The 21,034-nt window shown below is 54.9% G+C and carries 16 protein-coding genes; 3 read left to right on the top strand and 13 right to left on the bottom strand.

The genetic code is table 11. The annotated features are described in order from the left end of the window. Window positions 1-21 precede the first annotated feature (21 nt). From rsmH to C8R31_RS10880, 4 genes are all read right to left on the bottom strand, one after another. Window positions 22-972: a 16S rRNA (cytosine(1402)-N(4))-methyltransferase RsmH gene (gene rsmH / locus C8R31_RS10895; protein ID WP_107694089.1), complete on the bottom strand. Its 951-nt coding sequence runs from the start codon at window positions 970-972 to the stop codon at window positions 22-24. Between the two features lie 3 nt (window positions 973-975). Then, window positions 976-1,419, bottom strand: a complete 444-nt coding sequence (gene mraZ, locus C8R31_RS10890; RefSeq protein WP_107694088.1) for a division/cell wall cluster transcriptional repressor MraZ — start codon at window positions 1,417-1,419, stop codon at window positions 976-978. Window positions 1,420-1,894: 475 nt separating this feature from the next. Continuing rightward, window positions 1,895-4,096, bottom strand: coding sequence for a bifunctional (p)ppGpp synthetase/guanosine-3',5'-bis(diphosphate) 3'-pyrophosphohydrolase (locus C8R31_RS10885; RefSeq protein ID WP_258192676.1), 2,202 nt, complete (start codon window positions 4,094-4,096; stop codon window positions 1,895-1,897). 124 nt (window positions 4,097-4,220) lie between these two features. Further along, entirely contained in the window at window positions 4,221-6,611 is a 2,391-nt protein-coding gene (locus C8R31_RS10880) for a DNA internalization-related competence protein ComEC/Rec2 (RefSeq protein ID WP_107694086.1), read from the bottom strand. A gap of 110 nt (window positions 6,612-6,721) precedes the next feature. Between C8R31_RS10880 and C8R31_RS10875 the strand changes: the two genes are divergently transcribed. Further along, a complete protein-coding gene (locus C8R31_RS10875; protein ID WP_258192675.1) occupies window positions 6,722-7,333 on the top strand; it encodes a DUF2062 domain-containing protein in 612 nt (203 codons plus the stop codon). 85 nt (window positions 7,334-7,418) lie between these two features. On the opposite strand, the gene lolD is transcribed toward C8R31_RS10875, so the two are convergent. From lolD to C8R31_RS10850, 5 genes are all read right to left on the bottom strand, one after another. Further along, complete coding sequence (lolD, locus tag C8R31_RS10870) at window positions 7,419-8,096, bottom strand: lipoprotein-releasing ABC transporter ATP-binding protein LolD (RefSeq protein WP_107694085.1); 678 nt, start codon at window positions 8,094-8,096, stop codon at window positions 7,419-7,421. Continuing rightward, window positions 8,089-9,336 carry a lipoprotein-releasing ABC transporter permease subunit gene (locus C8R31_RS10865; RefSeq protein ID WP_107694084.1) on the bottom strand — a complete coding sequence of 416 codons (1,248 nt, stop codon included), beginning with the start codon at window positions 9,334-9,336 and terminating at the stop codon, window positions 8,089-8,091. The genes lolD and C8R31_RS10865 overlap by 8 nt, the downstream gene beginning before the upstream one ends. A 140-nt stretch (window positions 9,337-9,476) precedes the next feature. Then, complete coding sequence (locus C8R31_RS10860) at window positions 9,477-11,585, bottom strand: TonB-dependent receptor (RefSeq protein WP_107694083.1); 2,109 nt, start codon at window positions 11,583-11,585, stop codon at window positions 9,477-9,479. 165 nt (window positions 11,586-11,750) lie between these two features. Next, a complete protein-coding gene (locus tag C8R31_RS10855; RefSeq protein ID WP_107694082.1) occupies window positions 11,751-12,119 on the bottom strand; it encodes a hypothetical protein in 369 nt (122 codons plus the stop codon). Between the two features lie 72 nt (window positions 12,120-12,191). Continuing rightward, window positions 12,192-12,581, bottom strand: coding sequence for a Fur family transcriptional regulator (locus C8R31_RS10850; protein ID WP_258192674.1), 390 nt, complete (start codon window positions 12,579-12,581; stop codon window positions 12,192-12,194). A 173-nt stretch (window positions 12,582-12,754) separates the two neighbouring features. Here C8R31_RS10850 and C8R31_RS10845 point away from each other — a divergent pair, with 173 nt between their 5' ends. Both C8R31_RS10845 and C8R31_RS10840 read left to right on the top strand, forming a co-directional pair. Next, on the top strand, window positions 12,755-14,107 hold the full coding sequence (locus C8R31_RS10845) for a hypothetical protein (protein WP_107694080.1): 1,353 nt from the start codon (window positions 12,755-12,757) through the stop codon (window positions 14,105-14,107). 46 nt (window positions 14,108-14,153) lie between these two features. Further along, window positions 14,154-16,334, top strand: a complete 2,181-nt coding sequence (locus C8R31_RS10840; RefSeq protein ID WP_107694079.1) for a VanZ family protein — start codon at window positions 14,154-14,156, stop codon at window positions 16,332-16,334. A 45-nt stretch (window positions 16,335-16,379) separates the two neighbouring features. Here C8R31_RS10840 and C8R31_RS10835 read toward each other — a convergent pair whose 3' ends face one another. The 4 genes from C8R31_RS10835 to C8R31_RS10820 form a co-directional block, all read right to left on the bottom strand. Then, the gene (locus tag C8R31_RS10835) at window positions 16,380-18,224 is read right to left on the bottom strand and encodes an HAD family hydrolase (RefSeq protein ID WP_107694078.1); all 1,845 of its coding nucleotides are present in this window, start codon (window positions 18,222-18,224) and stop codon (window positions 16,380-16,382) included. 24 nt (window positions 18,225-18,248) lie between these two features. Next, window positions 18,249-18,947 carry a TylF/MycF/NovP-related O-methyltransferase gene (locus C8R31_RS10830; RefSeq protein WP_107694077.1) on the bottom strand — a complete coding sequence of 233 codons (699 nt, stop codon included), beginning with the start codon at window positions 18,945-18,947 and terminating at the stop codon, window positions 18,249-18,251. A 111-nt stretch (window positions 18,948-19,058) separates the two neighbouring features. Next, a complete protein-coding gene (locus C8R31_RS10825; protein ID WP_258192673.1) occupies window positions 19,059-19,973 on the bottom strand; it encodes a GNAT family N-acetyltransferase in 915 nt (304 codons plus the stop codon). A 23-nt stretch (window positions 19,974-19,996) separates the two neighbouring features. After that, window positions 19,997-20,959, bottom strand: coding sequence for a polysaccharide deacetylase (locus C8R31_RS10820; RefSeq protein ID WP_107694075.1), 963 nt, complete (start codon window positions 20,957-20,959; stop codon window positions 19,997-19,999). Window positions 20,960-21,034 lie beyond the last annotated feature (75 nt).

The following is a 21,034-nucleotide window of genomic DNA, read 5'->3' as shown; positions in this document are numbered from 1 at the left end:
CACTCTCATGCCAAGCTTCAGCTATGTGGTGTTCAGCCGCTCCGCCACCCGCATCACTGCGCTGCGAGCGCGAGGGTTTCTTGCCAACTCTTCCGCAGTCGGACTGACCGCCTTACCTACCACGCGCAGCTTGTGCCGGCTTAGACGCTGCACTTCTGTCGCCCGCAGCGGCACTTCCTTCGGCAATCTGTCGGCGTTCGCCGCCTCACGCATAAAACGCTTCACAATTCGGTCCTCCAGGGAGTGGAAACTGATGGCAACGAGCCGCCCGCCGGGCTTCAATACTTCCACGCATTGCGGCAGGACCAGCGACAATTTCTCAAGCTCCTGGTTGATATAAATCCTGATAGCCTGAAAAGTGCGGGTCGCCGGATTTTGCTTACCTTCCCCCTTGCGCGAACGCACCGCGGATGCCACGATCGCGGCAAGCTGGTGTGTAGTGGCGATGGGCTCCCGCGATCGAGCCGCAACAATCGCTCTTGCAATCTGTTTAGCAAACCGGTCCTCTCCATAATTTCTTATCACCTCTTCCAGATGAGCTTCAGAAGCAGCGGCGAGCCACTCTGCGGCGGTCTGTCCCTCGCTCGTATCCATTCGCATATCTAGCGGACCATCCAGGCGAAAGCTGAAACCGCGATCCGCTTCTTCAAGTTGTGGTGACGACACTCCCAAATCGAGCAATATCCCGTCCACCCGCTCCACATCTAATTGCACCAATATCTCCTGTATCCGCGAAAAACTGCTGTGGATCATGCGGAAGCGTTCGTCCCTAAAAGCCTCCCCTGCCGCCCAGGCCGCCGGGTCCCTGTCAAACGCTATCAGCCTTCCGTATTCTCCCAGTTGCTCCAATATCAACCGGCTATGTCCGCCACGGCCAAATGTTCCATCAACATATGTCCCTCCTGGCTTGACTGCCAGGGCATCCACCGCTTCCTGCAGTAACACCGGCGTATGCGCTGAGGCATCAACCACGGCTTACAGCGAGAAACCGTCAAGTTCCGCCGGGATGCCGTCCTTGAAAGTGAGCGCATTTTCGATTTGCTGATTCCATTTCTCGCCGTCCCACAACTCAAACTTCGCACCTTGTCCAACCAGAACCACATCTTTGGTCAAGCCCGCAAAATGACGCAACGGAGGCGGCACGAGAATACGGCCCGCGCCATCCATGTCCACGTCGCTTGCATTGCCAACGAGAAGACGTTGCAAACTGCGTGTTTGTGGATTAAAGCTGGAAAGACTGTTGAGCTTTTGCTCAATCGGTTCCCACACGGAATGCGGATAGACGAGCAAGCACTTGGACGGATCGGCGGTAATGACCAGGCGGCCCCCGCAAAGCGATAAAAGGTCTTCGCGGTATTTTGCAGGCACCGCGAGTCTACCCTTGTTGTCGAGACTGATAGGTGTCCCACCGCGAAACATTGTGCTCCCTTATTTGCAGGATGAAGTTACCGGAAAACTTCCCCCACTTTTTCCCACTTTTGCCCACTGTAAATAAAAAAAATAGCAAAGTCAAGGATAAAAGAAGGGTTTTTGATTGACGGGACAATGGGTTAAACAGATCAATGCAGGAGGCGCAACCACAATTAAGGGCGGAAATCAGATGCATAGAACTTCGGCAAGGGGAAGGACGACCTGCCTGAGGAGCGATAGAAGTCCCTGGTACCGGATGAGCACATGCCGAGCAGCACGCGCAGAGGTATGAAGGACTGGCTGAGCAGTTTGGAGGCAAAGCCTGCCGATCGCTTGTTGCCGCGATGACGCGCCTGCCAGGTCGCACTTCGCCATGCGGCATAAGCAGCAGCCCGGCAAAAAATGCCCGGTCAAATTCGTGAGCGATGGGCGGAAGAAACAAATCGGCAGTAGCGAGTCCCCTGGTTCGCCACGGCATTGGCCCTCACTTCCGGGAAATCGATGTCACCCCGGGCAGGCTCTGTATCAATCCCAGAAGCCGGCTCAACTGTGTCAGACCTGTGATCATCAGGGTAAAACGCATGACAGCGGTATGTTGGTGACTTTGGGTACGAGTGGCGGTCACATTTATTTTTTCTCGTAGCAGAATAGTCGAGATATCGTGCAGCAATCCCTGCCGGTCAAGGGCTTCGATCTCAACATCCACCTCATAACCTGCACTTTTTGACATATCGGCCGCGCCCCACTCCGCTGTGATAATGCGCTCGGCGCTATCTCCAGCCAATCGCGACAAACTGGCGCACCCCTGTCGGTGTATTGTGATACCGCGTCCATGTGTGATAAAGCCGACGATGGGGTCGGGTCGCGCTGGCTTGCAACATTTAGCCAGAACGGTGAGCAGTTTATCGACACCGGCAACGACGATACCTGTCGGCGATGATGAAACGGGCATGGTGCTGGCGGGCGCTTCGGAACCTTGAGCTGCCGGGGATGGGATTTTCTCGCCTAGAAAATTCGATAATTGCCGGCTGCCGATTTCGCCTCGAGCGACCGCAGCCAAAAATGCATCGAGTTTGGGGAATTTAAATTCAGCAGCAAGCTTGTCCAGCCCTAGCGCAGTCATGCCATGACGCTGCAATTCCTTCTCCACCAGCGCCCGGCCCTGGGCCAATAAAGCTTCACGCTCTTGACCGCTAAACCATTGCCTGACTTTTGCTCTTGCCCGCTGGCTTTTGAGATACCCCAAGGCGGGATTGAGCCAATCACGACTGGGGGCGCCCTGTTTGGCCGAAATGATTTCGACGCGTTGCGCATTGTGCAACTGGTAGTCGAGCGGCACCATGACACCGTCGACTTTCGCTCCGCGGCAGCGGTGGCCCAGATCACTATGAATATGATAGGCAAAATCCACCGGCGTAGCGCCTTTCGGTAGAGCAATCACCCTGCCCTGCGGGGTCAATACATATATTGAATCCTCGAACAGCGCAACCTTGAAATGCTCGGCCAGTTCGCCCGCATCCGCTACATCGTTCCTCCATTCGAGGATTTGTCTTAACCAGGCGATTTTTTCATCATACCTGGAATCTCGTTTTGCACCCTCCTTATAGCGCCAGTGCGCGGCAAACCCCATCTCCGAATGACGATGCATTTCGTATGTACGGATCTGCACTTCAACCACCTTGTCTTCAGGGCCGAGCACGGCGGTATGCAGGGATCGGTAATCATTTCCTTTCGGTCGCGCGATGTAGTCGTCGAACTCCTTCGGGATGGGGATCCAAAGATTGTGCACCGTCCCGAGCACGGCATAGCAGTCTTTCACATCCTCCACAAGAACGCGCAAGGCGCGGGAATCGTGTATTTCCTCGAAGTCCAGTCCCTTGCGTTGCATTTTCCTGTGAATACTATAGATGTGCTTAGGGCGTCCGGTAACCTCAGCCTTGATTCCCGTCCGCCGCAATTCACCCTGTAATTTCGCCACCACCGTGGCGATGTAATCTTCGCGGACGCGGCGAGTCTCTTCCAGCAAACGGGCGATTTTTTTATAACGTTCCGGCTCGAGTATCCGGAACGAAAAATCCTCCAGTTCCCACTTTATCTGCCACAGCCCGAGGCGGTTAGCCAATGGGGCAAATATGTCCATTGTCTCGTGCGCGATTTCCGCTCTGCCATGAACGTTATTGGCAGCAATATAGCGCATCGTTTGTACCCGAGCCGCAAGGGCAATGATAACGACGCGAATGTCCTCCGCCATTGCGAGAAGCATTTTGCGCAATGCCTCCACTTGCGCGCTGCGGTCCGGAACATTGCGGGCTCCCAGCGTATGGATGCGACCCATGCGCGCAACGCCTTCCACCAGGTGAGCTACCGTCGGATTAAAAGTCGCGTTCAGCTTCTCCTGGTATCCATCCAGATACAGCGGTACGGAATGCAGGATGCCCGCCATAAGAGTATCGGCGTCGACCCGCAACGAGGCAAGAATCAACACCACGCCGTGCATGTGCTCCGCGGCGGGCTCACCGGTGAGGAGCAATTTGTCTGCATAAAACGGTTGGGAAAAGTCGAGGGCATGGCCGAATGCTTCCACTTCGGCAGGAGAAAAGATGGGTGGCAACGTATCCAGCCATACGGATGCGTTCCACTCGTCGGTTACGAGCGGAGCAGCCGCGGAAGAAGAATGAGAGGCCATTGAGCCCGAGTCCGATGCCGCGTTGCCCATTATTAAGTTTACGTCTGTCCTTTTGATGAACGATCAGAACCGATTCTGAAGTCTTCTGCGAGACCCAACAACGAAATCCAGAATCGTCAAGCCGCTATGATGGGATGTCGTGCCAGTAGCGACGGCGTAGCGAGCGAGCGGTTTGCACCGTAACTTCGCTATTTGCAAAGCGCAGCGATACCGCCCCATCCGTATCGCTCCGTAGCAATCGACTTCCGATTGACTTATAACGTTCCGCCACTTCGTTCTTCGGATGACCAAAGCGGTTACGGTAACCGACCGTGAATATTACCAGTCTGGGATTCACCCGGCTCACAAACTCAGTGGTCGAGGAAGTTTTACTGCCGTGATGGGGTGCAACCAGGACCGTCGCGGCTAGCGCATCCCCGGCACGTTCGACCAACTGATATTCGGATTTCTTTTCGATGTCGGCCGGCAGCAGTACGCTACCGTGCGAAGTGGTGATTTTCATCACGCAGCTCATCGCGTTGGTTTTAAGCTTGGGATTACTGTAGCTCTGATCCGGTGGATGTAGCATTTCGAACCTGACGTCATCCCATTGCCACGATTCTCCCGCTCGACATTGATGCGTACTGGCGGCAGCCAACTGTATGGGGTGATCTTCCTTTAAGGATGAAACCAGCCAGTCCACCGGTACTGCCTGGAGCACGGACAATGCGCCGCCACTATGGTCGGCGTCGGCATGAGTCACGATCATGGCATCAACACGTTTCACGCCCTCGCCCCGAAGGAAGGGGATAATAGTGCGGTTACCGCTGTCCGCGTCCAGATTGAAGCCCGGTCCGGTATCGTACAGCAGGGCATGATTTTGGGTGCGTGCGACTACCGCCAATCCCTGACCTACATCCAGCACCGTCACCCATAATTCACCTGGCGAAGGATTTTGCGGGGGCGTTAGAAAGATCGGCAGTAGTGCGACTCCGCCCAGCCAGCGAGCAGGGAATCCCGAGGGAAGACCCAGCCCCAACCTTCCGGGTAGCAACATCCAGCAAATGCCGGCCATTCCAGCTGCCACTGCCCAGGCAGGCGGCGCATGCTGACTCCAGATCGCTTGCGGCACATCGCTCATCCACTGCATTAGCTGCATGCATCCGCTTAGTACCCAGTGCGCCGGCAGCACCATGAAATCCAAGGGAGGTAGTGTTGCCAGCAGCGTAAAGGGAACCACTACCAGGCTGACCAATGGAATGGCGATCGCGTTGGCTAAGGGTGAAACCAGCGATACTTGCTGAAACATCGCCAACAATAGGGGTATCAAACCAAGGGTGATAGCCCATTGCACGCGCGTCCATCCGCTCAGCCAGTGCGTCCTGCCGATCCTTCCGGCAGATACAAGCAGAATGACCGCAATGGCCCCAAACGATAGCCAGAAGCCCGGCGAGAGTACTGACCACGGATCGATCATAACCACCGCCAGTAATGCCCAGGCCAACACTGCGCCCATGGAAATAGAACGCCCCAGCCATAAAGCAATGGCGATCGCGGCAAGCATATAAACCGTTCGCTGCGCGGGCACCGCGAAGCCCGCGAGAAGCGCGTAACCCAGTGCGGCCGCCAACCCGGCCACGGCCGCGGCTTTACGGGCGGGTATCCGTAACGTTAAACGGTAGCTCCTGCGCCATAGCCCGTAGAACAGCGAAAATATCAGGCCCGATACCATTGTCACGTGCAGCCCCGATATACTCATCAGGTGATTCACCCCCGTGCGGGTCAATATCTGCCACTGCTCTCGCGGAATCGCGCGTTGATCGCCAACCGCCAGCGCAACCAGGATACCTGTATATGCATGATCTGGGAGAATAGCCAGGAAACGCTCCCGGACTTCCTGGCGCAAATGCTCCACCTGATAAGCCGGACGATTGACCATCTGCTCAAGACGCATATTCTCATCACTTTTACGCACATAGCCGGTAGCGCGTATGTTGCGCTCGAGTGCCCATTGCTCGAAGTCGAAACCGTGCGGATTGTTGGTGCCGTGCGGACGCTTGAGCCGTGCCGTAAGCTGCCAGCGTTCTCCGGCACCGATTTGCGGCGGCGCCACTTCAGGATTGGATGATCTTCCACCTTCCTTATACCAGGCTAGGGAAATGCGCTCGGGAACGCGAGCATCTCGCGTCAGCACTTGCTCGACGTCAAATGCAAAACGAACGCCGCTTTCATTCGCCTGCGGCAGCTCCGCAACCACGCCGACCAGCCGGATATCGCGCCCCTCCCATTCGTGCGGAAGTGCATCCGAGATGCGCCACTGCGCTAAAGCGGCCGCCCAGAAAAATCCGCTACCCAAGAACAGGATGGCTAGCAGCGTTCTACCTATAACCGCGAGAAGAGTGGTCTGATAGCGAAGGAGAAAAAACACGGAGACGGCGAGCGGCAGCAGCGCTCCTGCCCAGAACACTTCCGGCAGTTCGGCCTGTTGCTGGAGCAGTATCACTCCCATGGCAAACGCCAGAAAATACCCTTGCATTATTTTAATTCCTGCGTTTGAAGCCGGTACCGAAGTGATTGAGAATGGTTGGTGCAGAAAGAAAGCCTTGATTGGGGGCTGCCCAATCGCCGCAGCGCGGGTGATAATGTTTGCAGCGCGAAGTTGGATTTACGTACACTCTTCTTGTGCCTCGAAAATTTTTCAAAAAATACCTGCCATCTCACGAGACCGTCCGCCAGAACCGCTTTGTCGGAATTTTCGGAGATTGGCTGCATCACCATAATCTGTGGCATCTCAATCGCCGCTCGGTGGCGGGTGGCGTAGCGGCAGGGCTGTTCACCGGTCTGATTCCCGGCAGCAATCCAGTCCAGTTCTTTTTCGCCGCTTTATTCGCTATCGTTTTCAAGGTAAATCTACCGGTAGCGATAATAACGACGCTGTACTCCAATCCCTTTACCATTTTGCCGATCTACGCCGCAGCCTATGCCCTGGGGGCGTTCGTTACCGGCAATGGCGCCGGCACCCTTCCCAAAACCGAGTTGCACCTGATGGACAAAAGCATCGGCGAGTGGATACCCACCTTGGCGGATTGGGTAGTCTCGCTGGGCAAGCCGCTACTCGTGGGTCTGGTCTTGCTGGCGCTGCTGCTTTCGATTGGCGGCTATGTGCTGGTGCGAGGGGGGTGGCGGCTATATACAGTCTATGAATGGCGCAAGCGCGCGAAACGCCGCAGGCCGAACGTCGGAAAAGACACGGAATGAGACCGGGAAGGAAATCTGATTCGCTATTGCTCAGCGGGAGCGTAGATCGCCGTAATGCGAATTCAACTTGCGGCGGAGCCCGTCACTACCCTGCCAACATCCCGTCTTCAAGGTGCAATGTGCGCCGAGCCTTTTTGGCCAGTTCCGGATCGTGGGTAACAATGATCAGACTTGCGCCCATACTGCGATTAAGTTCGAGCATCAAGTCGAATACCTCGCCAGCGGTGCGGCGGTCGAGATTCCCGGTGGGTTCATCCGCGAGCACGCAGGCGGGACGGGTGACCAGCGCCCGGGCAACGGCGGCGCGCTGACGCTCGCCCCCCGAGAGTTCGCCAGGGGTATGGGTGAGGCGATGGCCTAGGCCCACCTGCTTCAAAACTTCCGCAGCGCGCTCGTAGGCTTCGGTATTGTTCATGCGGCGGATAAGTAGCGGCATCGCAACGTTTTCAAGCGCGCTGAACTCTGGCAGCAGATGGTGAAACTGATAGATGAAGCCGAGCGACCGGTTACGCAGCTTGCATCGTTCTTCCTCGGGGACAGCCGCGATGTCGTGCCCCATGATGCGTATTTCACCGCCGGTCGGCGCATCCAGTCCACCCAACAGATGCAGAAGGGTGCTTTTTCCGGAACCGGATGCGCCGACAATCGCCACCGTATCGCCCTTTGCCACATCCAGGTCTATCCCCATCAGTACGGGCACTTCAAGCTTTCCCTGATAGTAACTCTTGCGCAGGTTGCAGCAGGAAATGATGCGCTCATTCATACCTGAGCGCCTCGGCGGGGTTGACCTTTGAAGCACGATAACTCGGATAAAGCGTCGCAAGCAAAGTAAGAACAAACGATACCGCTGCCACCGCGACTACGTCGGCGAGTTGAAGGTCCGAAGGGATTTCGCTTATGTAATAAACTTCCGGCGAAAGGAACTGGATGCTGAACACGCGCTCGATTGCGGCGATCACCACCTCAATGTTATATGCCAGCAGCACGCCCCCGAAGACTCCCAGCGTCGTTCCAAGGACACCGATCAGGGTGCCTTGCACGATGAAAATCTTCATTATGCTGCGCGGACTGGCGCCAAGCGTGCGTAAGATGGCGATATCAGGCTGTTTGTCGGTTACTGCCATCACCAGCGTGGATACGATATTGAACGCCGCCACCGCGATAATGAGAGCAAGGATAAGCGATAGCATCCGCTTTTCGATCTGGATCGCGCGGAAATAGTTGGCATGCTGCCGACTCCAGTCGCTGATGTATACTTCCGTGGAGATCATGGGCGCGAGTTCCTGGGCAACTTGCGGCGCATGGAACAGGTCGCGCAACTTGAGCCGGACACCGGAAACCTCATCATCGCCCATACGGTACAGCTTTTGTGCATCCGCCAAATGGATGAGCACCAGGCCGGAGTCATACTCGATATGCCCCGCCTGGAAAATGCCCGTAATCGTGAACTGCTTGAGGCGCGGCAAAATGCCTGCCGGCGTTACCTGCCCTTGAGGCGAGATCAATACGATCTTATCGCCGGTAAATACGCCTAAAGCCCTCGCCAGTTCCCGACCAATGACCATACCGAACCCGCCGGGTGCGAGACTGGTGATTTCGCCATCGACCATCATACTGGCGAAATCAGCTACGTCGTTCTCCATTTCCGGCAACACACCTCTCACCGCAACGCCGCTGACGATTTGATCATGCGACACCATGCCTTGTGCGCTGACATAGGGCGCCGCTGCTTCCACCTCCGGATGTCCGAGTGCTTCCCCCGCAACATGCCGCCACCCCGTGAGCTTGCCGTCTATCCCACTCACCTGGATGTGAGATGCCACGCCGAGAATTCGTGTCCTGACTTCTTTTTGGAAACCGTTCATCACCGACATGACGGTAATGAGTGCGGTCATGCCCAGCGTAATGCCGAGCAGGGAGATCAGGGAAATGAAAGAGATGAAGTGATTACGGCGCTTGGCACGGGTATAGCGCAAACCAATAAAAAGTTCGTAAGACGACACGGATCAGCATACCTGATATCAAATGCAATCCCGAAGTGTGCCACATTCCACGAAGGCTTGATAGCCAGCTGAGCCATGACTCAAGCCACGTGCGCCTTCTTTGCGACGGAAACGCGTATATCTCGAAACGACCCCACGATTTAAAACTCACCTCTCAGGCCGGCCACCAGGGCTCGTCCCGGCAGCGGTGCAAAATCCTTCAGGAAGGAGGTATGAACCCGCATCTCTTCATTAAGAAGATTCCGGCCTTGAAGGAAGATTTTGATGCCATTCGATCGCGTTTGCTTGATTCGGTAACTCAGCTCCACATTTAAGAGAGTGTAACCGGGCGTGCTGCTTTCCAGCTCTGCCACGTGGTTTTGGCGCATGACCCGAGTTGCGCTTATGTTCGATGTCCATGGCCCGGTCCGATGATTGAACTCCACTCCAAATCGCCACGGTGTAAGTCGCGGCACATTTCCCCCACTATCCAGTTTTCCACGTACATAATCGGTAAAAAGGCGTAAATTGATTTCGTCCGGTTTTATGGTAAATATCGCTTCCGCTTCTGCTCCGTAAAATCTGGCTCCAGCCTGTGTAAAATTTTGCACCAGAAATTCACCATTGGGATCGAGTGTTCCCGTATCGTCCGCACGATCGGCCACGCCATCACCATTAATGTCGGCACTGCGCACAAAAATATAGTTGCTGATCCAGTTATGGAATGCATTGACTTTCCAGGTCACGGCACCGGTGGTCTTGCGTAGCGCAAGGTCGATATTGCTGGTGGTCTCGCTGCTCAAGTCACTGTCGCCCGTCTGAAAGGTGGCCGTGCCATGGTGCGCACCTTTTATGTACAGTTCTTCCGTTGCCGGCGCGCGTTGTCCCCGGATGGCTGTAAGGCCCAACCCGTAGCCTTCCATGAATTTCCATAACGCGCCCGCGGATGCGTTGTAGAGTCCAAATGAGCGCGAGGGGAGAAGGTCGCCCTTGGGGTCCTGCGCAGCATACTCCCCCCGTCCGCCGAGTTCGAGGCGCCATCGGTTCCAGTTGCGCTCTTCGATCAAAAATACGCCCACCGAATGCGATCTGGTAACAGGTACCACTGTCTCCGCGCCAAGGGCTGAAAAGTGGCGATCGCGGAACTGAACGCCTATTACGCCCTTCCAGTTCGCCACGGGCTCATGCAAGAGCTCGGCACGGCTTTCGAGTGCCTGATTCTTAAATCGAGTTGCAATCTCTCCGGTGCGCTCGATTTCGGCATGCTTGTAATCGTTGTATCCCATCCGTACTTTCAGCTTCTCGAACCCGGCAATGGGCTTGTCCAACTCACCCGAGAAATCGTAGCGGGTCTGCTTGAGATCGATCCGTGCGCCCTCAGGACCGGGTATGCCGTATTTGCTTTCCAGGTGGGCTATCGATCCACCCAAGAAGCCCCGCTCGCCCACGAAGGATGCCCCTCCGGACAAACCACCCGAATTTACCGCGCTGTTTTCGACAATGCCTTTTCGGCTGGTCGGATCGCTCTCATTGGCTCGGCCCGGAATATGGTAATCATCGGTCTTACGCTTGAAGCCGCCAACGCTCCATGACATCTGCCTCATGCTCCCAGCCGCATTGAAGGCACCGGTGCGTTCTTCCGTTGCAGTATTTCCCCGGACTTCAAAGTCTCCTTTTGGGGATTTGAACAACTGGTTTGGGATACGCATATTCACGACATTGACTACTCCCCCCGAAGCACCGCTGCCATAGAGCAATGTTGCCGGACCCCGCAAAATCTCGATCTGAGAAGCATTGAGCGATTCCGTCGTTACCGCATGATCCGGGCTGATGGAGGAGATATCCATCGTGCCGATTCCGTTCTCCAGCACCCTCACCCGCGGCCCATCAAGGCCGCGAATGATGGGACGGCCGGCTCCCGGCCCGAATGAGGTCGACGCGACGCCCAGTTCGCGCGAAAGCGTATCGCCCAGGCTTGCTTCCCGCTTGCGGCGCAGATCATCACCGCGCAACACGGAAACAGGTTGAGCCATGTCCAGTTCGCTACGATTCTCAAATGGCGTCGACGTCACCACGACGGGCGTTAATACTTTGTCCGCCCCGGAACCCTGAGCTTGAGCAGAGATTTGGAACAGAGCAAACACAATCGCGGCAGGCAGCTTCCAGCTAAGGTTCGCGCTTACGCGAGTCCTGCGCAGAGTGGTATTGCCTGCGATTCCTGTCGCGCCGGAGCAAGGCAGATCCGGCGGATTACAACCTGAATAGTTCATGCCAATTCTTCAGAAAATTAACGGCAGATCGCGTGCGAACACTTCACGTGGCAAGCCACATGGGTGAGCAAGGATAGGCAGGCAGGACCTAAATCGGGATTAGACCGGCGTGAGCCGCCGGGATAATGACTATTCGATCAGGTCAGCCGCATGGAAAGCGAGGGATTACGCTAGCGGGGGTGCGCGGGTGAGGTAGGGAGAAGAGAAATGGGGGACAATGAACAGCGCGGTGAGGTGCGGTAGCGGTTGACGCGCGGGTTGGGCGAAGAAACAGAATGCCAGAACAGGAAGGAGAATGCCCAATCCTGCCAGAGCGAGGCAGTCGAGACAAAACCTGTCGCTGTCGAAACCCGCGTTCGCATCCGCTTCGGCCACGGACCCGCTGACTTCCTTGCCGCCATCCGGCTCGGAAATGCCAATGGTATTAGCGGGCGCAAAGTGCGTAAGCGCATGTGCCGCCTGAAGAACCGGCACCAGCGATAACGCCAGTAGCAATAAAAAAAATAGCGCCTTAACGCCCTTACGCAAAATCATCGCTGATTCTTTCACCAATATCCCGCTGTGCTCCGCAATCCCGGTGTGCTCCGCATTTATGAATCGGACCGTTCAGGTACAGTCAGCGCATAATCCTTTCACTCTCAGGTCAACTTCCTGCGAGCGATAGCCAGCTGGGAGCGGACGGTCGTACTCGGCCTTCATATCATCGAGGCAGATCACGGTCGTGCAGCGTGTACATTCAAAATGCGCATGGGGGTGCGGATGCGTATCGAGATTCGCGCGGAAACGCCAAATCCGATCGGCACTCACGACCCTGTGCACGAAGCACTTCTGGTTCAACCATTCAAGCACGCGATAGAGCGTGACACGATCCAACCTCTGGTTGCGGCCCACACGCTCTTCAATTTCGTGGTGTGTAATTGCCCGCCGCTCCCCCAGCAGCGCGGCAAGGATATGTACCCTGCCAGACGTCGCCCGCTCCCCGCGGCTGCGGATCATCTCTTCTGCTTGTTTATGCAGTTCTAACATAAATGGTAGTATTGCAACAAAGTTGCATTCAACTATAACCGAATGATCTCGAGGGCGCAATGCCGTACGATGATGGTGCAGTCATACATGAGAAGAACGTTGAGAATGAATTGATGCCTTCGGGCTTGCCGAACCTAAGCTAAATGACCAAAACAGCTGTTGTTCTTTTTTTGGCGCTCGCCAGCATTCCAATTGGCTCTTCATCTGTTTTCGCAGCCGCCACCTATACCTTAAGACCGGACAACTACCTTGTCAGACTAAGAGTATTGGAGCCGGGCGCAAACGTCCGGCTCATGCCGGGGGAATACAGGGACGGGCTGCCCATCCAATATCTTCGCGGCACCGCCGAAACGCCGATTACTATCGCTGGACCCGAGACAGGTCGGCGGGCCGTTTTTTTCGCGCGACGCGGTCACAACACCGTTAGTATCGTCAATTCGAGTTATGTCACACTCAGGAACGTGGATCTGGAAGGGCAAAACCTGCCGGTGGATGGCGTGAAATGCGAGGGGCACGCCGACTGGGCGCACCACATCACGCTTGACGGGCTGCGCGTGCGAGGCCACGGCAACAATCAGCAAACGGTGGCCATTTCGACGAAGTGTCCGGCATGGGGCTGGGTGATTCGCAACAGCGTGATCATGGGAGCGGGAACGGGCCTCTATCTTGGCAATTCAGATGGTCGGGCGCCGTTTATTGCAGGGTTGATCGAGCACAATCTTATAGCCGATACAATCGGCTATAACTTGCAAATAAAACATCAGCAACCGCGGTCGTTGTTGCCCGATATGCCGGGCGGCAACAATGCAACGATAATCAGGCACAATGTCTTCAGTAAAACCAACGGCGGATCGAAAGAGACAGCAAGACCGAATGTACTGGTCGGGCACTGGCCGCTTGCGGGACCTGGGTCAAATGACCGATATCTCGTATACGGTAATTTCTTTTATCAGAACCAGCACGAGTCGTTATTCCAGGGCGAGGGAAATATCGCGTTATACAATAACCTGTTCGTTAACCATTTCCACGACGCAGTCCGCATCCGGCCACATAATGACACAGTACGCACGATATCCGTGTTCTACAATACCGTTGTTGCAGCCGGCGCGGGGATTGTACTCGTGCGCAAGGCGGAAGATCCGCCTTATCAACAATGGATAGAGACCAATGCGGTGTTTGCTCGCATACCTATAGCGGGCCTCGCCAGTGAAGGCAACCTTGTGGGTAGATACGCGGAAGCGGCCGAGTATCTGGCCAGGCCCCACGCACCTTTGGGCGAACTGAATCTGCTGCCAAACGCGCGGGCGAACAGGGGCAGCGTCCCTGCGGCCGACCGTTCGCCCTTTCGTACTTTCCCCGAACGTACTTTCCCTGAAGCCGAGCTGGATTTTGACGGCGATTTGCATGGAACGGCAGAATGGGGCGCTTATGCAATCACTAAGAAACGGCCACGCTGGCTCCCGACACTGGAGATTATCCCGATGCGTGCCAAGTAATGATGGGCTTCCCTTCCATTCTCTCCTCAACAGAAGCTTCTGACTGATGCGGATTCTCTCGGTCATCCTGCTGTTAATCGCCTATGGGTCGTTGTATCCCGGCAATTTTTCGGCGCCACGGGCAGGTACTCTCCAGGCGTTTCTGACGAATTTCACCTGGTTTACTTCGATTGGAGATGTGCTGGGGAATATCGCGCTCTTTTTTCCACTTGGAATCGCAGCTGTTTTATTTTCATCGAGCAGGCGCCCCAAGGGTACTCATTTTGGCGTAGCGCTTTTATTGGCGTTCATCTTTTCGCTCGCCCTCCAGTTAGCGCAAGTCTGGCTGCCGTCGCGTACCGCGGCCCTTGCCGATGTACTCTGGAACATGGTCGGTATGGCCTCAGGCATGATCGCGGCGAATCTTGTGGCAAAGCGGGTACACACTAGCGCCCACTCATTGAGTTATTTGACGCTTATACCGCTATCCATATTAGTGTTGTGGCTGCTTAACGAATCGTTGCCCCTTGCACCAACGCTGGACTGGCAAAAAATCAAGGATGCGTTAAAGCCATTGCTCGAGTTTAACTTCAGCCTCCCCAAGAGCCTGATGCATGCAGCCGGCGTAGTGGCGGCAGGCACGGCCTTGATGGCGTTGAGAGCGCAGCCTGCTTTATGGTTGGGGGGCGCGCTCATTGTAGTTCTTGCTGCAAAGCTTATCGTCGTGAATCTGTATTTGGACGCATCGGCCCTGGTTGGCATGGTTGCTGGATACGTGTTGTTCGCTTCAATGCTCCGACTCGGCCACTCCAGAAGAATTTTTGAAGCGGCGTTCTGGCTAATGTTGATAGCCTGGACTGCAATTGAAATTACACCGTTCTTCCTTACCCGTAGTGGAACGATCAATATCATTCCTTTCGCAACCATGCTTCATGGATCCATGGAATCCGGTGCGCACGGATTGGTTCGATCGTTATTCATTTATACGGCTCTGCTATGGCTTGGGCATAAAAATGGGATGGATACGAGAAAGACCATAGTCGGGCTGGTTATATGGTCGTGCTTGATCGAGTTGAGTCAGATGGCATTGCTGGGCCGTACCGCCGATGTGACAGAACCGATACTACTGATGCTGGTTGGCTGGGCATTAGGCGTCGTGCAGCGCCACCAGCCCCAAGTCGAACCGGTGGCAGAAACAACCCTGCCTCAGCTCGATGATACCGCAGTGACCACTGCAAAGATGAGCGGTAGACGCACTCTTACTTCCATTGCGCTGGGAATGGCGATATGGGTTGCTATTGCATGGCTCGTTACGCGGTCAGAACTTACCCCATACAATGTCCGCGAACTGGTATACCAGGGGCACCCCTTTAGATCACTGGTATTACTTGCAACGCTTTTTTACTGGTCGATCGGTTTTCCCGTATTCATCGCGCGCTGGCTGACGCGAGGAGGAATGTACCTGCTCAGCTTTCTGCCCCTGGTATTGCTGCACGGTCTGGTCGCGTGGCTACTGATCGTATCCGCAGTGCCAAGCGAAAGCATCCATGATATTGTCGGGTCGCCCGTGCTGGGATGGCCGTGGAAATGGGAATTGCTCGGGCGTTTTCTGGCATTGTTCTGCATTTGGAGCGTAGCGGCCACCGCAGGCAGCATCTTGGCCGCAACCGGAATACTCCCGGATGCCAAAACTTCGCTGTTGGGGTGGGTGATTGGTGCCTGCCTCGTTGTGCCGGTTTCGTATTATGTCGTCGTGTCGCAGGCATCGACCGATAATCTGGTTGAGCTAATAGCCAACAATGGCAGCTTAGGCTCCTTTTTGCTCATTGGCTCCGCCCTCGTACTGCTGCTGTTTGGCGGAACCAAGGTCGCATTGGCGTTTTCCCTTGGGGCAGTGCGGGCAGACAAAGCAACCATGTGGGTGCTAGGCGCTGGAGTTTCAGCATACCTGGCACTTCATTTCGGCCTGGAACAGATCATCGTCAAGTACGGCCAGGTTTTCTCCGCATTGCAGTTCTTGCTGAGTAGCAACCGTGAGAATCTTGCCGGAACGGGTGAGCTAATCGTTCGATATGCCATACTTTATAGCGGTCTCCTCGCAGCCATCGTCATGGTACAAGGTCCGCTATGGCGTTGGGTAATCCTGGCCCCACGGCATGATCGGATTGCGCGGGAGTATTTGCAGGACTCAACCGGGTCAAGCCATACGCCCTCGCATCCCTCGCACTTCCCGACCTCAGATCAATAAAGTGCCGGTTCCAGCAGCCCAGTCGATCCCCAATGGCGGGTTTGACTATCTCTGGCTTTCCTGCTGCGCAGGCGAGGACTGCACCGAGATAAAATCGCACTCGAGCGTGTGACACGTCAGATCAAGACACAGCCCCTTACCTGATGAGTATGGGACGAAATTCAGGCTTTCGAGCACTTGCTGGGCCGGAATATTGCGCCCGGTAGGCTGGAAGTTGACCCACAGGCTCTGCGGCTTCCGACCTTCCAGCCCATTCACCAGGTAATTGAAGAAAGCCTGTTCAATAAATCTTCCTTGCACGCGGCAAGAGAGCATGAAATCCTCAACGCGTATTTCCTCCTCGGAGAACCGTACAAGACAAAAACCCACCGCGCCATAAGAACCATAATTGTCAGTACACCGGAGAACGTATTTGCTGACCTCGTTATCCGCAAGAATGGGGAGTATCTCGCTCCTGAGGTACTTGCGTCCGGAAAAATTCAACTGGTTGGTGCGCTGGACGAGTTCAGACACACGGTCAAGATCATCGTCGGCATAAAGATCCACGAACAGTTTTATTCCACACGATGCCAAAAACGCAAGGTAGTCCGAACCAAATTGGGACGCGCTCTTCTTGCGCACGAACTCCTCCCGGTAAAACTGGCTGCGTTTCTTGGCCTCGTCGCTGACGGTACCCTGATAGCGTGGGCTTGAGAATAGCTGATCGATATCAGCTGCGTCCACGCAGGCAACGCCCTTAAGGGCGCGAGATACTTCTTCCAGTTCGAATGGGTTGTCGTCAATAAAAGCGAAAGTATCTAGACCTATATTGAGCTGCTCTGCAATGAGCCTGATGTTCTCGCTCTTTGGCAACCAGTTAATCTGGGGATACAGGAAAAAGCCCGCTATATCTAACTCTTCCAGACGTCTCCAAGCACTCGGCTCGTCGTTCTTACTGGCGATACTCAGCAAAACCCCCCGTTCATCAAAGAAACGAAGCAGCTCAAGCACATTCGGCCGCAGAGCCACTGCTTCGTTCTCAAGCAATATGCCATTCCACATCGTATTGTCGAGATCCCACACCACACACTTGATCTTCAGCTGACCGGGATTAGCAATGGTTGCAACCTTGCGGTGAACGACAAAATCGGCAGTAAGAAATACGACGCGCGCAACGCCTTCGCCATCGGGGATGATGTTGACATCGAACGGCAGACCGCTATCGGTGACCTTTGAAAAGTGTTCGCGCCCGAATTCATGGCGGGAGTATCCTGGTGGCAGGATAACCGATGACCTGAAAGGAGGGGGACGTGTCCCGGCATGCAAAGCCTTGCTTATCCCTGCCCCAACCATCATATTCAGTTGCATGCGCACAGGCACATCCATAGGATTGTAGACTTCGAGCAGGAAGACGTCAGGCTGTTGCCTGGAGATGGAATTCCTTCGGTGTAGCCAGCGGCCGAAACGTTCCAGAAGCGCCTGTTCCAGATACGACCAGCGACTGTCGCGTGTCAGCCGGTACATCCATGTTCCGAACACATTGGCAAGCGGGGCGGACAAGCTGATCATGCGCTCGATAAGAAGAGCCGCGCCTGCAGGCAGCATCAAGGTGTTTCCGCGCGCCTCGATTTTGCCCCACTTCTTGAATGCAACCTCTGCTCCATAACCACGAGCAGAAGGAAAGCTGCGGTTGCGGTACATTCCGTAGGCCAGGCGTCTGCAGCGGCTGTCCGGCCTGCTTTGATAAAGATCGCAGGAGGTGAAACAGCTCGGCGCCGCGCACTCCACGCAATGCTCCCCCCACATGAGCAAAGACATTTTTGCAATGTCATCAACGGGATCATACGTGGATGCCGGAGCAAGCCCCCGATCCACATGCAGATGCTCCTCGTATTTATCGAATTCGAACATGGCTCACGCTAGCGGCTTAGCCGGCTACCCGGTTATCCTGCAAATAAACGATTTTCCAAGCGGAGCATAGTCCATGTAGGGAATGACGCGAACGCGCGCCTGTTTTTGCAGAAATTCCGCGAGGGCCTTTTGTTCGCCCTGCTCAGGATCCCCCTTGTAGTTGTAGAAGTCATCGAAACAGATGATGGAACCATTGACGAGATAGGGTTGGATGAAATCAAGCACCTGAATTGTAGAATCGTATAGATCGCAATCAACGTAGATGATCGCCGCGTTGCGTCCCGAGAATCGCCTCCGTGTCGCGTCGTTCAGGCTCTCGCTGTAAAAACCCGCCACCAGTTCGTATTCTTCCGGTTCAAACCCTCGAGCACGGAGAATTGCCTCAAATTCCGGTCGTGTGCAGGCGAACTGTCCCTTGTACCAGATATTGTCGGGATGTTCCCCGATATCAGGCAATCCCTGAAAGGAGTCAAAGCCCCATAATTTCATGTCGCGCCGGCGGTAACGGCGCATCATCCGGTGTGCGTAGCCGAATGTTTTTCCTCGCCACAACCCGAACTCCAAATAATCTCCCGGGACCTGATTAATTTTTGCAAATTCAAAGGCCTGGCCCAGCATTCCAAGTTCGGTCATCCGATTATCTGACCGGCGATCCATCACCTCTATTACCCGAGCGACCCATTCGGCATCTACTACCTTTTTTAATAATTCTTTGATGGCCATACTGTCCTTACCGTTCAAGGCATTATTATTCAAGACTCATTTGAGCAGCCCGTAAACGCTGCTGTACCTGTAACTCCATTACTTCGCGAAAATTTTAACGTGGGTGTTATTTTACCCGCCGGATCGAATCAATTTTTTGACCATCGTTTTTATACCGAGCTGATGAAGCGTGTCACCGATTGATTTGCTGAAATCATCGAATGCTTTTTGACTGTGTAGCAAAAAACTGTTGCGTAAGCTGGTACGAAGAAAAAAAACGTTCGCGCATTGAATGTTATGGGTAGCAAATAGTTTCTTGTGCTCCGATTGACCTTCGGTAAAATCGAAGAAGCGGAACGAACGTTCCTCAAATAAATGCTCCAGTGCAAGCCACTGCAAAACCGTGCCAACCGAGTAATTCATGTAGGCAGGATCGTACCCAAGGAACGCGTAGATCAACACCCCATTATCGATTGGGCAGTAGAGGTACGAGACCGGCCGACCCTGATGGAACAGGATAAAGCCGCGCACTCGTCCCTCTCGAGCGAGCCGCTCCACCTCATCCAGAAACTCCGCCGTATCCGGCAACCCCGCATCCAGCAACTTTTCCTGATATGTAATTCTGGAAACAGCGCGAGCCAATTTATAGAACTCGGGCATTTCCTCTGGGGCCTTATAAACCCGCCAGGAGATCCCTCCTCCGCAGTATTCCGCATATTTCCGGACCTTGCGATTCAACGTTGAGCGCGTCTTCGACGAAAATTTGTTCTTGTACTCGTCGAATGACTGGCGCATGTCAATGTAATAACGCGCGTACTGGGAGGGCACGTAACATAGGAACCCTTGCTGTTTTCGAAGAACTGGCTGCCTGCCGACAACACCCAGCGATCGTATCAGAAAACCCTGGCTATCGGCTGGAAGGGCCTCTGTCGGGGGCTCCGGCTCTGCCACGGGAGGAACCTCATCATCCAGCGATACTTCCCGGACCTGTAACCATAGCTCGGGCGCAAGCAGCGTCTTATCCCCCAGCCGTATCTTGATGGGCACCGGGCGACAGCTCCAACTCTGGCTCAACGAAACCCTCCACGCAGGCCTTGCTCCAGCATTCGCAGGCCGGTTTTCCAGAGTGGCGAAGTGAGCGGAGCGGGCTGTGAAGGTACCAGGGCGGGAGCCAAATTGCGGAAACCCCGAACTCGAAAACAATCCCGATGGCGATCCAGAAACGAGCATAGTTTGCGGAAGCGCGCGACCACGATATCGTCCGGGCCATCCATGCTGCGATTCAGAAATTCGAAGTTGTGGAAGAGAATGACAAATGCCTTGCGTCTCGACTCCAGCGCCTGCCAGAGCAGGCCTTCCATCTCGCGATACGAACATGCCGTAATTTGAGCATGACGTAGCTTGCGGGTGCCGCCCTGAAAAACCGTCATCGGATACTCGTAAACGCCCTCACATTCCATGGGTTCCACCAGCGGAATTTCGGGGCTGATTCCGCTATCCGGCCCGAACAGGCTAGCGTTATAGCTGCTATCGAAAGCGATGCGGTTTATTGAGAGCGCCTTGAGTGTTTCTCTGTTGAAACCAAAGCTGCCGGCACGAAACGCGTTTATGCTCCCCCCGCCAGCGGATTCAATCAATTCTGCCCCTGCCCGGATGAGTACCGTTTGTTCCTGTAGAGAAAAGTAGCGCAGGAATTGCCTTTTACCTGTAATGCCTTCAAGCAGGGGTTCCGTCGATTCGTCAACCCATTCCGTATGCAGGTGAAGCTGTATCTCATGAGCCGGCTGGCGCACCAGACCGAGAATTTCCGCCAGGGGCGCCGAACCGAATCGGGTCGCGAAAAGAGGCTCAACAAAGAAAACCGCAGTAAGACCGTGCTCCTGTAACAACCGTAATTGAAATGGCAATCCATAATCACCTTTAGACGTTGGCCCGTAGACGTAACGCTTAAACGCGTCAGGAAACTTGGCGTCGATATTATCCCAGCCGTCACACCATACCTCTACGTCAACTGTAAGGAAAACATCCAGCATCAGGACCTCGGTTCAGCCGTTATCTCACGTTAACCAAAGCAGGCAACGAGGCTGCGGCAAGACCATAAATGCCCC

The sequence above is a fragment of the Nitrosospira sp. Nsp2 genome (genome assembly GCF_003050965.1).
Lineage (GTDB): Bacteria > Pseudomonadota > Gammaproteobacteria > Burkholderiales > Nitrosomonadaceae > Nitrosospira.
This window is presented reverse-complemented; position numbering and strand designations above follow the sequence as displayed.

Excerpts from the sequence above, each read along its gene's own strand:
- mraZ (WP_107694088.1), bottom strand. The coding sequence starts at position 1,419 with ATGTTTCGCGGTGGGACACCTATCAGTCTCGACAACAAGGGTAGACTC.
- C8R31_RS10885 (WP_258192676.1), bottom strand. The coding sequence starts at position 4,096 with ATGGCCTCTCATTCTTCTTCCGCGGCTGCTCCGCTCGTAACCGACGAG.
- C8R31_RS10880 (WP_107694086.1), bottom strand. The coding sequence starts at position 6,611 with ATGCAAGGGTATTTTCTGGCGTTTGCCATGGGAGTGATACTGCTCCAG.
- lolD (WP_107694085.1), bottom strand. The coding sequence starts at position 8,096 with ATGAATGAGCGCATCATTTCCTGCTGCAACCTGCGCAAGAGTTACTAT.
- C8R31_RS10860 (WP_107694083.1), bottom strand. The coding sequence starts at position 11,585 with ATGAACTATTCAGGTTGTAATCCGCCGGATCTGCCTTGCTCCGGCGCG.
- C8R31_RS10855 (WP_107694082.1), bottom strand. The coding sequence starts at position 12,119 with ATGATTTTGCGTAAGGGCGTTAAGGCGCTATTTTTTTTATTGCTACTG.
- C8R31_RS10850 (WP_258192674.1), bottom strand. The coding sequence starts at position 12,581 with ATGATCCGCAGCCGCGGGGAGCGGGCGACGTCTGGCAGGGTACATATC.
- C8R31_RS10845 (WP_107694080.1), top strand. The coding sequence starts at position 12,755 with ATGACCAAAACAGCTGTTGTTCTTTTTTTGGCGCTCGCCAGCATTCCA.
- C8R31_RS10840 (WP_107694079.1), top strand. The coding sequence starts at position 14,154 with ATGCGGATTCTCTCGGTCATCCTGCTGTTAATCGCCTATGGGTCGTTG.
- C8R31_RS10835 (WP_107694078.1), bottom strand. The coding sequence starts at position 18,224 with ATGTTCGAATTCGATAAATACGAGGAGCATCTGCATGTGGATCGGGGG.
- C8R31_RS10830 (WP_107694077.1), bottom strand. The coding sequence starts at position 18,947 with ATGGCCATCAAAGAATTATTAAAAAAGGTAGTAGATGCCGAATGGGTC.
- C8R31_RS10820 (WP_107694075.1), bottom strand. The coding sequence starts at position 20,959 with ATGCTGGATGTTTTCCTTACAGTTGACGTAGAGGTATGGTGTGACGGC.